The organism is Pseudorhodobacter sp. W20_MBD10_FR17 (genome assembly GCF_052119765.1).
In the GTDB taxonomy this organism is placed as follows: Bacteria; Pseudomonadota; Alphaproteobacteria; order Rhodobacterales; family Rhodobacteraceae; genus Pseudorhodobacter.
The window spans coordinates 1-14700 of the sequence record NZ_JBGQOQ010000003.1 but is presented as its reverse complement, the minus strand read 5'-3'; the positions used below and the strand labels follow the sequence as shown (position 1 = coordinate 14700).

General features: G+C 55.6%; 14 protein-coding genes. 1 reads left to right on the top strand and 13 read right to left on the bottom strand.

The window, feature by feature from the left end; translation table 11 throughout:
* Positions 1 to 77: 77 nt before the first annotated feature.
* From ACEN2J_RS02700 to ACEN2J_RS02645, 12 genes are all read right to left on the bottom strand, one after another.
* Positions 78 to 1061 (bottom strand): formylglycine-generating enzyme family protein, encoded by a 984-nt coding sequence (locus ACEN2J_RS02700; RefSeq protein WP_442103075.1) that lies wholly within the window; start codon positions 1059 to 1061, stop codon positions 78 to 80.
* A 44-nt stretch (positions 1062 to 1105) separates the two neighbouring features.
* Positions 1106 to 2578, bottom strand: coding sequence for a sulfatase family protein (locus ACEN2J_RS02695; protein ID WP_442103073.1), 1473 nt, complete (start codon positions 2576 to 2578; stop codon positions 1106 to 1108).
* Positions 2579 to 2589: 11 nt separating this feature from the next.
* Complete coding sequence (locus tag ACEN2J_RS02690) at positions 2590 to 3801, bottom strand: sulfatase-like hydrolase/transferase (protein ID WP_442103071.1); 1212 nt, start codon at positions 3799 to 3801, stop codon at positions 2590 to 2592.
* Between the two features lie 66 nt (positions 3802 to 3867).
* Complete coding sequence (locus tag ACEN2J_RS02685) at positions 3868 to 5313, bottom strand: sulfatase family protein (protein ID WP_442103070.1); 1446 nt, start codon at positions 5311 to 5313, stop codon at positions 3868 to 3870.
* Positions 5314 to 5319: 6 nt separating this feature from the next.
* Positions 5320 to 6150, bottom strand: coding sequence for a carbohydrate ABC transporter permease (locus ACEN2J_RS02680; protein WP_442103069.1), 831 nt, complete (start codon positions 6148 to 6150; stop codon positions 5320 to 5322).
* Positions 6143 to 7030: a carbohydrate ABC transporter permease gene (locus ACEN2J_RS02675; protein WP_442103067.1), complete on the bottom strand. Its 888-nt coding sequence runs from the start codon at positions 7028 to 7030 to the stop codon at positions 6143 to 6145. The genes ACEN2J_RS02680 and ACEN2J_RS02675 overlap by 8 nt, the downstream gene beginning before the upstream one ends.
* A 60-nt stretch (positions 7031 to 7090) precedes the next feature.
* On the bottom strand, positions 7091 to 8374 hold the full coding sequence (locus ACEN2J_RS02670) for an ABC transporter substrate-binding protein (RefSeq protein WP_442103066.1): 1284 nt from the start codon (positions 8372 to 8374) through the stop codon (positions 7091 to 7093).
* A 55-nt stretch (positions 8375 to 8429) separates the two neighbouring features.
* On the bottom strand, positions 8430 to 9251 hold the full coding sequence (locus tag ACEN2J_RS02665) for a helix-turn-helix domain-containing protein (RefSeq protein ID WP_442103064.1): 822 nt from the start codon (positions 9249 to 9251) through the stop codon (positions 8430 to 8432).
* Positions 9252 to 9494: 243 nt separating this feature from the next.
* The gene (locus tag ACEN2J_RS02660; RefSeq protein WP_442103063.1) at positions 9495 to 11000 is read right to left on the bottom strand and encodes a tripartite tricarboxylate transporter permease; all 1506 of its coding nucleotides are present in this window, start codon (positions 10998 to 11000) and stop codon (positions 9495 to 9497) included.
* A gap of 10 nt (positions 11001 to 11010) precedes the next feature.
* Positions 11011 to 11454 carry a tripartite tricarboxylate transporter TctB family protein gene (locus tag ACEN2J_RS02655; RefSeq protein WP_442103062.1) on the bottom strand — a complete coding sequence of 148 codons (444 nt, stop codon included), beginning with the start codon at positions 11452 to 11454 and terminating at the stop codon, positions 11011 to 11013.
* 76 nt (positions 11455 to 11530) lie between these two features.
* A complete protein-coding gene (locus tag ACEN2J_RS02650) occupies positions 11531 to 12499 on the bottom strand; it encodes a Bug family tripartite tricarboxylate transporter substrate binding protein (RefSeq protein WP_442103060.1) in 969 nt (322 codons plus the stop codon).
* Positions 12500 to 12536: 37 nt separating this feature from the next.
* The gene (locus tag ACEN2J_RS02645; RefSeq protein WP_442103058.1) at positions 12537 to 13523 is read right to left on the bottom strand and encodes a YncE family protein; all 987 of its coding nucleotides are present in this window, start codon (positions 13521 to 13523) and stop codon (positions 12537 to 12539) included.
* Between the two features lie 112 nt (positions 13524 to 13635).
* Between ACEN2J_RS02645 and ACEN2J_RS02640 the strand changes: the two genes are divergently transcribed.
* Complete coding sequence (locus ACEN2J_RS02640) at positions 13636 to 14532, top strand: LysR substrate-binding domain-containing protein (RefSeq protein WP_442103057.1); 897 nt, start codon at positions 13636 to 13638, stop codon at positions 14530 to 14532.
* Here the strand turns inward: ACEN2J_RS02640 and ACEN2J_RS02635 are convergent.
* Positions 14517 to 14700, bottom strand: a 184-nt coding sequence (locus ACEN2J_RS02635; protein ID WP_442103055.1) for a hypothetical protein, incomplete at its 5' end; no start/stop codon positions are given. The two genes, ACEN2J_RS02640 and ACEN2J_RS02635, sit on opposite strands and share 16 nt — an antisense overlap.

The window sequence follows — 14700 nt, the reverse complement described above, 5'->3', positions numbered from 1 at the left end:
TAAAGCAAACAGTTACATATGCTTGCTTTGGCTAAACCTAATCAATGAAATCTAGGCAGGGGCTATTCGCGACCATCCTATGCAGCGGGGGCCGCGACCCTGAACCCGCAATTTCCTGTAGAACTATCGGCATCGTTGCGCGTGCGCGAATGCACAAAATAGCGGTCACAATAGCTTTCGTGGCACAGATACGACCCACCACGTTGCACCTTTGCAATGCCTTGCGGCCGACCAACCGGGTCTAAAACAGGGGCGCGGTCGGGTGCGGGCAGGGGGCCAAAGCCATCACTTACCCATTCCCAAACATTGCCGGTCATGTTGAACATTCCAAAGCCGTTTGGCCTGAACGCATCTACAGGTGCGGTGCCGATCCAACCATCCTCGGCACTGTTGTGTGACGGGAAAACGCCTTGAAATGTGTTCATTTCATAGGCGCCGTTGGGCGTTTTTTCATTGCCCCAAGGGAACTTGCTATGGGTCAACCCACCCCGCGCTGCGCGTTCCCATTGGGCCTCGGTTGGCAGGGTCAGGCCCGCCCAGTTGCAATAGGCCAAGGCATCGTACCACGCAATATGCACGGCGGGGTGGGTTTCACGGCCTTGAAAGTTACTGCCCTTCCCCTCGGGCGCGGCCCAGTTTGCACCGTCAACACTGCGCCACCATGGCAAGCCGGGCGGGCTGATCGGGTGCTTGGCGGCATCGGGCAAAAGCAGGTGAAACACATAGCTCCAGCCTTCTGCCTCGGCCACGGTTTGATAGCCTGTTGCCGCGACAAATGCCGCGAAATCGGCATTGGTGACAGCATGGGGTGACATCAGAAACGGGCTTAGCTTTACCTTGCGCCTTGGGCTATCCAGATCGGCGGCAAACGTGGATTTGCGCGTACCCATGTCAAAAAAACCGCCGGGTATCTGGCGCAGCCGGTCGCGCAAAGCCGCCATCACAGCGGCAGAGGCGCGGCCAACATCTTGGGCCCGTTGCAGGTAGGTTTGGTCTGTATGCACAGGCCCCTTTTGCCGCGCACCAGCACAGCAGCCGATTTTTTGGGTCAAAGGTTCCATGTGCAGTCCTTGTCGTAGTCAAAGTGGGGCCTAGGCCTTACAGTTTAGACCAAATGATGCCGCTGTGCAGCCCGCATATCAGTTTCGGCCAATACATCCAGCAGCTTGCGCTTCATCTCGCGGCGTTTTCCCTTATGCGCGGGGTGGTCATAGAGGTTTTCCAGCTCGTCTGGGTCGGTCGCCAGATGGTACAGCTCACCTTCTGTGTCGCGCGCGGTGGCGGGCGCGCCATGCCAAAGGATTAGCTTCCAATCCGCATGGCGTAGCATTGTGGTGTGAATGGGCGGGTCCTCGGGCACACCGGAGTCGCGGTATTCGCAAATCGCCCAATCGCGCCAGCCTTGCGCTGTGCCTGTGGCAAGCGGGATAAGCGACGCCCCCTGCTGCTGGTCCATCGGGGCGGCCCCCGCCACATCAAGGCAGGTTGCCGACAAATCGACCCATTGCACAGGGTTTGGCACAATGCTTTGCGCCGGAATGCGGGCAGGCCAGCGCATCAACAGCGGCACATGTACGGCGACATCATACATCATCGGGCCTTTCATCAACTGCGCATGATCGCCCAGCATTTCGCCATGGTCTGAGGTAAAGATCACAAGCGTATTGTCGGCCTGACCACTGGCATCCAACGCCGCCAGAATGCGCCCGACCTCATCATCTATAAACATGATCATTGCGTAATAGATGGCGCGGATCTCGGCGATTTCCGCCGCACTGTAGTTTTGAAAGCCGACGGCCTTACTGCCGTAGGAGGTTTCTGAATAGCGCCGATGCGGGCTTGGTTTTTCATCCAGCTCGGCTATGCCGCCGATGGGTGGGGGGATTTTGCTGGCATCGATTTTGTCGCGGTACGCCTTTGGCACGCCAAACGGGTGATGCGGGTCAAAGAAATTGGCGACAAGGCAAAACGGTGTATCACGTGGGGTGTCGATGAAATCGATCGCACGTTCAGCCACCCAATGGGTGTAATGGCACTCGGGCGGCACCTCATCAATCGGGGTGCCAGTGCGCGATTGAATGGCGATATGGGTGTTTTGGTTGCCACCCTTTTCGGGGAAGGTGCGGGTATACACCTCGGGGTAATGCTGCCGCAACCAAGTGTGATAGGCGTTTTGCACCGAGCGGTGGTTTTTGCCATGCGACCATTCCCAAACGCGGTAGCCATCATCGCGGCGCGGCTCGGTTTGCCAGCTGTCGCAGGCGGCGAGGTGCTGTTTGCCAACCATGCCGCAATCATAGCCGACATCTGCCAAGCTGCGGGTGAACATCTTGCGGTCTTGCGGCAAGGCAACGCCATTGGCCCATTCCCCGTGGTGGCGGGCATACATGCCGGTGAACAGCGACGCGCGTGATGGCCCGCAAATCGGGTTTTGCACATAGCAGTTGTCAAACCGTGCGCCTTGGGCGGCCAGCCGGTCAAGGTTGGGCGTATGCGCACCAATCGCGCCATAACAGGTCAGGCTGTTCCAGCGTTGCTGATCGGTGCACAAAAACAAGATATTTGGACGGTGTGACATGCTGTTTTCCCTTAAAATCCGCCAAGCCGTGGCTGGCTGAGATCTTCCCGCGCGACAAGGGCTGACAGCAGCCGGTCTGTCATCGTCTCTATCCGGTCGGCATGTGCGGGGTCGCCCGCCAGATTGCTGCGCTCATCCGGGTCATGGCGCAGATCATAGAGTGCGGTCTGCCGGTTGGTATGGTCCAAGATCAAACGGTAGCCATCAACACTTATCGCGGTGTTGGCGCGGGTCAGGTGATCGTGGGTGCCATCACGCAGGGTTGTGATGTCGTCATGGGCCTGCGCCGCCTGCGCACCAAACAGCGAGCGGCCTTGGTGCCGTGCGCGCAGGGTCAGGCCCGCCGCGGCGCAAAGTGTGGGGGCAATATCAACCGGACTCGCATTTTTCGCCGTGGTGGCAGGCAAATGGCCAGGCCAATTTACGATGAACGGCACCGACAGGTCTGCGGCAGTGCGTGCCTCTCCGGTTGCGATGTCTGTGGTCAGCAGGATTAATGTATCGTCATGCAACGCGGGGGGCAGAGCCGCAACAAGCCGCGCCACACCTGCATTTAAATCGGCCAAAGTCGCCGCGTTATGCGCGCCAACAACCTGAAACCCCGCCACAAGGAACCAAGGCTGATGGGCGGGGCGGGGGGTGTTGATAAAGGCGAGAGAGCTGTCAGAAACCCAGCGGTTAAAGCCAAACTCTTCAGGCAAGGCGGCCAATGCGGCGACCAAAGCGGGGTCGGGGGCCGCCTCATCCGGATTGCCAGATTTGGCAAATAATTGGTCATGTATTTCGGGATGATGGGCCTTTAATGCCGCGATATAGGCGTTTTGCCGCGACCTATGGGCCGGGTCATGCGCCCAGTTCCAAACGCGAAACCCGTCATCATCGCGGCGGGCCTCGGTACGCCAACCGGCCACTGGTGCCAGATGGCTGGCGCCCACCAACCCGCAATCATAGCCCGCAGCGGCAAGCTGTTGTGAAACCAATTCTTCGCGCAGCGGCAAGGCCGCGCCATCAGCCCAAAGACCATGCGACAGCGGCCAGCGCCCTGTCATCATCGTGGCCCGCATCGGGCCAGAACGCGGATCTGGCAGAGTGCAATCAAAGCTTTGACCGGTTTCGGCCAGCGAAGACAAAGCGCTTGTCGCCTCTGGAAAATGCAGCAAATCCTGCGCAGACACCCCTTGGCAGAGGATCAAAAGCAGGTTTGGGCGGCTGATGGTCGGCATATCAAAATCCCGTAGCGAATGGATAAATTGCGTTTGGCACGTTCTGCCAAACGCCTTTTTACAGGGTCAAGTACGGCGGCTTTCGGTGCCGGCAATCACGTTCAGAAAGCGTTGGGTTCTAACATCGCTTTGAATCCGCCACCGCAAAATCCGGCTGATAAGCGCGTTCTTTTTGCCCGCGCAGTCGGGGTCGTCCCAGCGATTGCGCCGCTCGCCCGGGTCGGTTGCCAGATCGAACAGCTGGCCTTCATCACTGTCGACGAAATGGACTAGTTTCCAATCGTCGCACAGCACCATCGTCATAAACTCGGTACCTGTCAGGATCGCATCACGGGCATGTTCGGCAAACACACAGTCGCGGCGCGGTGGTGCGGTTTCGCCGAAATAGGGGCGCAACGATTGGGCCTCCATCCAGTCGGGCGGCGTCACCTCTGCAAATTCCAGAACCGTTGGCCCGATGTCCATCAAGGACACAAGGTCAGATACTTTTTTCCCTGCCGGAATGCCCTTGCCCCAGAAAATACAAGGCACATGGACCGATTGTTCAAACATGTTCCACTTTTGCGAATGGCCATGGTCATTCAGGCAATCGCCGTGATCTGACGCAAAGATAATGATGGTATTGTCCAACACGCCGCGTCGCTCCAGCGCGTCGATCACCAGCCCCACCTGTTCATCAATCATCGTGATATTGGCAAAGTAATGCGCGCGTTGGCGCTGGGTTTGCGCATCCGTCGGGTTTGCCAAATGCACCACGGCGTCATGATCATTGTCCAGATGGTTGCGGCGCAAGTCGCGCAGCGGTTTGGGCTGGCTGTCCAGATCATAATCGCGGATCGGCGCGGGGAATTCGCGGCCTTCATATTGGTCAAGATAGGGCTGCAACGGGTCATAGGGCGGGTGCGGGCCGGGAATGCCGATCTGCAAAAAGAACGGCTCGGCCCCGCTGTAACGGTCCAGCCACATGCAAGCCGATTGCGGCACAAACACATCAGGATGCAGGTTTTTCGGCAGCTCCCACGTGAACGACCCCAACCTGTCGGTATAATCGGGCAGGTGCTTTTGGTTCTGGCGGCTGGGCTTTTCAAACCCGCTGATCCAAATCGCCTTGTCCCAATTATCAAGGTAGAACGGCAGGTTAGGGTGCGCGCGATCCTTATTTTCGGTCACATGGCGTTCATGGAACCCAAAGGCCCCCTCAACCGGCCAAGTGTGCATTTTGCCGACATTCACGCAGCGATAGCCTGCTGTGTTCAAATCACTGACCCAGCAATAATTCCACGCCTCATCATTGCGAAACACGCCATTGGTATGCGGATAAGTGCCCGAAAACAGCGACGCCCGCGATGGGCTGCACGATGGCGCGGTGACATAGGTGCGATCAAAACTCGTGCCTTCCTTCACCAGCCGGTCAAGGTTGGGCGTATCCACATAGGGAAACCCCAGCGCGTTGATGGTGTCGTATCTTTGCTGGTCGGTCAGGATAAAAACGATATTCGGGCGGGTTCCCATTTTGGGTTATCCTTTCACAGCACCACTCAGCGAGTGGACGATATACTTGTTGGCAATGATCATCAGCGGGATCGTTGGCAATGTGACACAAATAGATGCCACAGCAATCGATCCCCAATCAACACTGTCGAACGAGATGAAGTTCATAATGGAAACCGGCGCGGTTACCGTCGCCCGCCGTGTGATGACCAGCGCATAGAAAAAGTCATTCCACGCGATCAAAAAGCTAAGGATCGCGGCCGCCACAGCACCGGGGCGGGCCGCGGGCAGAACGATCAGCAAAAGCGTTTGGCGCAGGGACGCCCCATCCATCAAGGCGCTTTCAATCAATTCATTGGGGATTTGTGAAAACGAATTCCACATCGACCAAACCACAAGCGGCAGCGTTAGCGTCATATAGGCAAAAGTTAGGCCGGCATAGGTATCGATCAGGCCGGTGTTCACATAGACCAAGAATAGCGGAATAACGAAGCCTACGGGCGGTGCCATCCGCAGCAACAGCAGCATCCATGACGCGCCAAATTTGCCGGCCATCCGGCTTTTGGCCAATGAGAACCCCGCGGGAATGCCGATCAACATTGACAGGGTTGTTGAGGCTGTGGCCGCGATAAAGCTGTTCATAAAGGCGCGCGGAAAGTCCGAGCGCAGGATAGATCCAAAGTTGTCAAAGCTCAGCTCTGACAGGGATTCCCAAAATGGATCAAACAGGGCGCTGGAGGGGCGCAGCGACAAGATCAGAACCCAAATCACCGGAATAAGGGCAAAGGCCAGAAAACTGAGCATCATCAGGACGCCAAAGGACTTTTTAGTCCGATAGGCAAGGCTGGTATCACGCATCGGAAATCCTCGCATTCAAACGGGCAACGTAAAAGCTGACGACGGCGGCAAAGACGAATAAGAACACCGCGATTGACGCACCGTAAGCGACGTTAGAGTTTTGGAACGTCTGCACATAGGCATAGAAATTCGTAACCTGGGTGGACCGTCCGGGCCCGCCTTTGGTCATCACGAAGATCAGCGGAAAGTGTTTTAACGAGTCGATAAAGCGAAACAAAGTCACCATCAGCAGGGCTGGCATCAACAGCGGCAGAGTAATGTAAATAAAGGTTTTTACCCGGTTGGCACCGTCGAGTGCGGCGGCCTCGTCAAGGTCGCTGGAAATGCCGTTCAATGCAGCCAAGATCAGCAACATGACAAACGGATAGGTCGCCCAAGTATCGGCAATCACAATCGCCGCAATAGCGCCGTTTTTGGTGGTTAGCATCGCCGGAACAGTGATGCCGAAGACCTCAAAAAATGAATTGATCGGCGACAGGGTGGGCGTGAACATTGACAGCCAGATCAACGCCACAGCGATATGCGGCACCGCGTATGGGACCAAGAAAAGCCCGCGTGCAATCTTCCAGTTTGCGACGATTTTTTGCAGGCCAACCGCCACAGCCGTGCCAATTATAACCTGAAACGTGACGCCAAACCCGCTGAGCGCCGCCAAAACATAGACCGAGTCGATAAACCGACGATCATCCATCAGCTTGAAAAAGTTGTGAAATCCGATCTTTCCGCTCCAACCCTCGACCAGATTGTAATCGGTCAAGGACAAAGCAAACATCCCAATCAATGGAATGATTGCAAAGACACCGACCGCGATGAGGGCGGGTATCAGCAATCGGACATAGTCGCGCTCCACGGTGGCCGTGGCATTTCTTGTAGTCGCCATGAGCTGTTCCTTAGGTGAAGGTTCGGGCAGCAGGCTGTGCCGCCCGAGAGGCAAAAGGGCTTAGAGACCCATGATGCTATTCATCTCATCTTGTGCGAGCTCCAGCGCTTCTTCGGGCGTGCTTAGCCCGTTCAATGCGCCGTTGACGTTTTCACCGACAGAAGAGCCAATCTCGCCCCATTTTGGCACCAGCGGGCGGTAGTGCCCAATGGCCAGATCCAGCGCATCGGCCTTCAGCTTTAGCAGGTCAGGCTGCGCCGCACCGTATTTTGCCATGACGTCTGTGTCGGTGGTCAGCGGTTTGTTGACGAAATCAATGAAGGGTTCGCTGAGGGTGATTTTGCGCACAGTTTCGGTGCTGGTCGCCCAGCTGATAAACTTGGCCGCCGCATCGGGGTTGCGCGAACTGGCCGGAATGCCCAAGCCGTGAACCGCAATCGCAGGTGAACGACCCACAGGCCCTTTAGGTGGCAAGGCAATGCCCATTTGCTCGGCAAACTTGCTCTTGCTTGGGTCGATCAGCTGGCTGACAATGCCCGTGCCCTCAACCGTCATTGCCAGTTTGCCCGCCTGCATACCGGCCACAATTTCAGCAAAGTTATAGGTGCCAACACCCTGTGGCCCAAAATCATTCAGCAGCTTGATATAAATCTTCAAAGCCTCAAGGTTTTCGGGCGAATTGATCGCGGGCGTCAGGTCGCCGTTGACATAATCGGCAAAGAACTTGCCGCCATAGGCGCGCATGATCATCGGGAAAATGAACATGTTGAAGCCTTGGCCGGGGGCTGCGCGCAAGGCAACAGCGGCAACATCATCCGAGTTCACGGCAGCGGCCACATCTAGCATATCTTCCCATGTGTCGGGCGCAGATTTACCGGCAGCGTCCAACAGGTCCTTGCGGTAGGTCATCAGGCCCGTGCCCGCGCCAAACGGCATCCCCCAGTTTTCGCCTTTTAGGCGGTAGGTATCAAGCGGGCCTGCCAGAATGTCATTGAGGCCAGCCATTTCGGGCAGGTAATTGGTCATAGGCAGCAACCAGCCAGCCGAGACCCATTTTTGGTACTGGATTGCCGGCGTGTGAACCACGTCGATTTCGCCGGTGCCGCCTGTAAAGGACAGGTTGATCCGGCTTTCAAAAACATCCTGACCGACCACATCGATATTGGCGCGAATGCCTGTTTGGGCCTCAAATTCGCCAGCCAGCTTTTGCAACCCGTTGTTATAAGGGTGCCCGAACAAGGCAACGTTGATTTCGCTGGTTTGGGCGAACAGTTTTGCCGGTGCCGCCAGCGCTGTTGTTGCGGCGACCATACCTTTTAAAGTGCTGCGTCGTGTAAAGTTCATGTCGTATTCCTCCCTCTGGTTGAACCGGGCCTCCTCGCCCGGCAAAATGCCAAACCTACATCGCTGTCGATCTGGCAAGACTCACGTATTTTTCGGAATGGTGGCCACCCTCATCGGCCACCCCGGTATCCAACCGCTCTTTGACCGCGCGCAAGCTGTCGACATAGCGCTGCGCCAGGGCCGCCTCGTCCTCATCGGGGCGAACCTTGTCGGCGATCGAAATCAGATGCATGAAATCGCCATTCGGCCGCGTCACAACCGCAGCAAAGCGACGAATGGCTTGGTGGTTCGGGGCCACATCCGCGGCCACATCGCTTTGCCCGGCATGGCGGATTTGTGCTGTGGCATCGCTTTCGCTCAGCATGACCATGCGGCGGGCGCCATCAAATTCCGTTTTGAAAAACCCTTCCAAAAAGAACCGATCCTTCAGTTCCGCTTTTGAAAGCCGTCCAAGATACAGCAACGACAGCGCATCCAGTTCATAAAGGCCCCGCCGAAACCCAACCTTGGCCCGTATGCGGACATCGGGGTCGGGGTGGGCCGAGCAATTTAGCCACAGCAGCTCTTGTCCGGCCACCACAACAACCTCGGCGGAAACGCCCAGATCCTGCGTTAGGGTTTTGATCTCCCGATCAAGAAGCGAAAGGTAACGCCCTGACATCGGAACATTCCGTTCCAGCCGGAAATTGGGGACGCAGTATTTTTCACTGGTGCGGAACAAATACCCGCGATCAGACAATGCCTGAATAATCCGGTTCAAGGTTGCAGGCGCGATCATGCAATCGCGCGCGATATCAACCTGCTTTACCGGCCGTGAACCGGCCGCCACCAAATATTCTAGAACCTGCAAGGTTCGCTCTGTCGGGACGGATGTCATGTTGCGCAATCCTCCATATATGGAATATATAATTACCATAAATGGAAGTTTCACGCAACGATTCATATTACTTTAAGTGGCGACAGCTTTGTGTCACGCAGTTTTCAAATCAAAAAATCGCGCTAAACCATTATAGTTAATGGCCTCGCGCGATTTCTTTGATCTTGGAGAATTTGTGGTGATTGCAGCTGGTACGCCCAGCTAGGCAGATGCCAAAGCTAAAGATATCGCAACATGCGTGCGTTAGTCTTCGTCGACCAACGCCGTGCTGCGCGTTTTTTGAAACGACGGAAGCAGGACCAAGCCAAGGGCTACGGCGGCCAAGATAAGCAAAGCCGCGCTAATCGGTTCACGGAAAAAGGTGAAAACATCACCGCGCGCGATCAGCAGGGCACGTTGCATATGCCCTTCCATCATCGGGCCCAAAATGAACCCCAAAATCATCGGCGCCGCTTCGCATTCCAGCTTTTTCAGGATGTATCCGAACACACCAAAGCCTGCCATTGTGGCCACGGCAACCGCGCTGTTGCCCATGCTGTAAACCCCGATGCAGGCAAATATAATCACGATGGGGAACAGGAACTTGTAAGGAATAGAGACGAGTTTCACCCACAGCCCAACAAGCGGAAGGTTAAGAACCAATAGCATCAGGTTCCCAACCCACATCGACGCGATGATGCCCCAAAACAGTTCGGGATGCTCGGAAATCACGGCTGGGCCGGGCTCGATGCCCTGAATGACAAGCGCGCTGATCATCAAGGCCATAACCGGATTGGACGGAATGCCCAAGGTTAGCATCGGGATAAACGAGGTTTGCGCGCCTGCGTTATTGGCGGCCTCGGGGGCTGCGACGCCCGCAATCGCCCCTTTACCGAATTGTTCGGGCGTGGCCGAGATTTTCTTTTCTAACGCGTAGGCGGCGAAGGACGCCAACAATGCGCCCCCACCCGGAAGAACCCCCAAGAAAGACCCCAGCATCGTGCCGCGCACCATTGGCTGGAAAATATCTTTTAAATCTTGACGGGTTGGCATCAGGCTTGTCACCTTGGAAACCTGCATAGATCCGCTTTTGACAGACTCTAAGTTGCGGATGATTTCACCCAGCCCGAACAGGCCCATGGCGATTGCGGCAACGCTTAAACCGTCTGCCAGTTCTGGAATGCCAAAGGTAAAGCGTTGCAATCCGGTTTGGCTATCGGTGCCGATAATGCCCAACAGAAGGCCCAGCACCATCATGCCAAAGGCCTTTACCAACGAGCCGCTTGCCAGCACAACCGACACGATCAACCCGCAGACCATAAGCGAGAAATACTCGGCGGGGCCGAACTGGAATGCAAGTTTTGCCAGCGGCGGGGCAAAAAGCCCGATGATGACCGTGGCCACGCAGCCCGCAAAGAAGGACGCGATGGCGGCGGTGGCCAGCGCCTTGCCGGCATGCCCCTGCTTCGCCATCTCGTGCCCGTCAAGCGTGGTCACAATCGAGGATGCCTCACCCGGCAGGTTGATCAAAATCGCGGTGGTCGAGCCGCCGTATTGCGCGCCATAAAAGATACCCGCCAGCATGATCATTGATGACACCGGATCAAGGGCAAAGGTGAATGGCAACAACACCGCGATCGCTACTAGAGGCCCGAGGCCGGGCAGCACCCCGATCAGCGTGCCCAGCAATACGCCAAAAAATGAATAGGTCAGGTTTTGAAAGGTCAGGACCGTCGTGAACCCTAGGCCGAGGTTGTTAATCAGTTCCATGCGCGTGTCCTTAGAATGACCAAAGGTCGATGGGGAGGCCGAGCAAACCAATGAACAAAACCGCGCTGAATCCGGCCAAGGCGGCAGCCGTTATCAGCCGTGCGGCCAACCCAAAGTTGGTCTTGGCCAAACTTGCAGTGATCGTGGTGGCAATCACCGAGGGGATAAGGCCAAAGCGATCAATCGACAGTGCAAAAATGACAACGGCGAGCGTGACATAGACGAACGGCCGCCAGCCGATTCTTGTATAGTTTACAACAGGCCTAAGCAGCCCGATCACCGACACGCCAAGCCCGATCAGGATGAGCAGCGTGGACAGGACTGTCGGAAAAAATCCGGGGCCGGGGCGTGCTGTGGCGCCAAAATCAAACTGAAGCGACAAGCCCAAGCCCAAAGCCCCCAAGGCCAAAAACATCAAGCCCGAGACCACATCTTTATCATAGAGGTGCTTCATCCCCCCATCTCCCGTTCAAATGTAATGATGCTGTGCAAAAAGCCTGCCGCAGTGCAACAGGCTCTTTGTTGTTAGGTTACTTTGCCAAAATTCCGGCCCAATCGGCAACTTCGGCTTTGATGACGGCGGCGAAATCTTCGGGGGTGCCGACGATTGGCTCTAGCCCCGCCTTGGCAAGCGCTTGTTGGAACGCAGGCGTTTGGCTTTGGCGCGTAATTTCGGCGTTCAGGCGATCGATAATGTCGCGCGGGGTGCCAGCAGGGGCGATGATGCCAAACCACGAATTATACTCATAGCCTGCGACGCCCAGATCGGCGATGGGGGCCAAATCTGGTGCGCCTGGATTGGGGGTAAGCCCAGTGACGCCCAAGGCTGTCAACTGCCCGTCTTTTACAAACTGCATCCCTTGGCCGGCAGACACGAACACCGTTGAAACGCGGCCCGCGACAACATCCAGCACGCCAAGGTTCAGCTTTTCATAGGGGATTGCCGTCATCTCGATACCGGTTTTTGTCTGGAACAGCTTTGCCGCAAGGTTGGCCGCGCTCGCCTCACCGGCTGTTGCAAAGGTCACCTCGCCCGGGTGGTCTGTGGCGTATTTGATGAACTCTGCCTCGGATGTGATGCCCAAGTCTTTGTTCACATAATGTACCATCGACGCACCGGCAACACGCACAACGGGGACAACATCGGTTTCTACATTATATGAAATTTGATACAGATAGGGCAGGGTTGTCAGGTTCGCAGGCACAAACCCAAGCGTATAGCCATCAGCCTCGGCGCTGGCGATTTGGCCAATGCCAATCGCCCCACCGGCACCGCCCACGTTTTTAACGATGACTTGCTGGCCCCACTGCTCGGTCATGCCTTCGCCGATCAGGCGCGCCAGAATATCGACGATGCTGCCCGGTCCTGTCGGGGCGATCATCGTGATCGCTTTGGTCGGGTAGTCTTGTGCGGTTGCCGACAGTGGCAATGACGCGATGCCAGCAGCCAAGGCCGCGGTAAACATCAGCTTTTGGATGAATTTGATGATAGGTGTCATGGTCTCTCCTCCCCATGTTTCGGTATGTTCGCAAGCGTTAGTAATATGTTACAGCTTCGATCCCCTTGCCGGCTGTTACGCAATCAACGGCCTTTCCAGATGCCAAATCAACACGGGTAAACAGCCCGCAATCGTGATTTGAGATAAGGGTGTGTTTGCCGTCTGCGGAAAACGCAATGCCTTGCGGGCCTTTGGCGATTGGGATCAACACGTGATCCGCCAGATTTTCGGCATCATGAATATGCATCACGCCCGACGCATAATTGGTGCTGACCAAATACTTTCCGTCAGGGGAATAGCGCAGCCGGATAAGGCGGCTGGTTTTAGGATTGCTAAGAACGGCACCTTTCAGCGCGATTGTTTCAACAATCTGATCCGTTGCGGTGTCGATCACCAACAGATCTTGGCGGGAATTTTCTGCCGCGACAAGCCGGTCGCCGTTCGGGCTGATGGCGATGCCTTCGGTGCCCTTTGGAACCGCAATCTGCGTTAGAACCTTGCGGCTTTGCGTGTCGAAAACGATGATGCTGCCCAGCTTGCAGGATACATAAATCTTGCGGCCATCGGGCGTGATTTCAATGAACGGCGGGCGGCCATTCTCTGCGCCGATTTCATAGGTTTGGACCAGTTCCATCTTTTGGGTGTCAACCAAACCCAACTCGCCCGTCTCTTCAAAGATCACCCAAAGATTGCCATCCAGATCAAAGCGCATGGCATGTGGGCCCTTGAATGGCGCCGTCGGAATACGGTGAATGATTTCCTGACGTGCCAGATCAAGCACCGAAATATGCATGCCGGATTCAATAAAGTTACCGGCGAAAAACTTACCGAACTCGGATGCGTAGGCATGTTTGTGGTCGGGTGAAATGGCCAGTTCATGGTGGTTTTTGTGCGGGATAACCTTTTGTTCGACAAGGGTTTCCGCGTCAAAAAATCGAATGGCATCCCCAAGCTTGTCAATACCGAGTATGCCGCTTGTCCCCGTCGGGTTATTTACGGCCCACAGGCCTTGTTGAACGCTCATGATCTAACCTTTGCACGGGGTGTTTCTGTCTTGGATGTCGAAAAACACTTGCAAAACGGTAATTCAAAAACAAACATATAAATTGCATACATTATTCGGAATGGGACTATCGATGCGATACTCGCTGATCCAAATACAATCGATTGTCGAGGTCGCCCGTTGCGGCTTTCATGTGTCCAAGGCGGCGCGCCGTTTGAATACATCACAATCGGTCGTCAGTAAGCATCTGAAATCCTTTGAAGATGTCTTTGGACGGCAGGTGTTTCGCCGCGCCGGCAAACGGCTTATTGGCCTGACGCCCGAGGGTGAAAAAATCATGGAATATGCCGAAAGGATCATTCGTGACCATGACAGCATCGGGAAAATCGGCGCTGAAGCCGACAGCACCCAACGCGAAAGCCTATCACTGGTAACGACCCCGACTTTGGCGCGCTATCTGCTTGCGGCTACGGTCAAAAAGTTCACACAAATGCACCCTTTGGTTCACCTCCACATCCAAGTGGAAGAGACTGACAAAGCTATTGAGGGGCTGCGACATGGCCTGTACGACTTTGCCATTGTGCCAATCGGAAAACTGCCGGTTGCCGATTTTATAGTGACCCCTCTAACCGACTGGCATCGCTCGTTGATTGGGTTGCCGGAATGCCCGTTGTTTGACGGGCGTGCGCTTACGTTGCAAAGCATTTCGGCCGAACCGATCATTGCTTTTAAAACACCTACAATTTCGCTGCATGATACATTTGAGAATGGCGGGGTTCAGATCAACACGACCCTGACCACAAGCAACCCCGAGGTTATGAAAGCCTATGCCAAGCTTGGCTTGGGTGTCGCCGTTGTCGCCAGTCCGACCTTCGACAAGGCCCAAGATGCCCCCCTCATTGCCCGTGATGTTTCGCATATATTTCCACCCGTCCGCATTGCAGCACTACAAACGCCTGCGGCGTATCAGAGTGTAATGCAGTCCAAGTTTCTGGACTATCTAAAGTTGAGTGTTCAAAGAACACCGTGACAATGTCGAGCTATGACTGAATCTGGTGTTTGGGCGGTTTGAAGGTTGGCGGCGTATCTGGTTGATTTGTTGTTGCGAGACAGCAGCCCAGCCAAAGGAGATACACCACCATGGAAACGACTAACATTGTTGATTTTGCGCGTCGAGACGGGATAACGGACGCGCTGA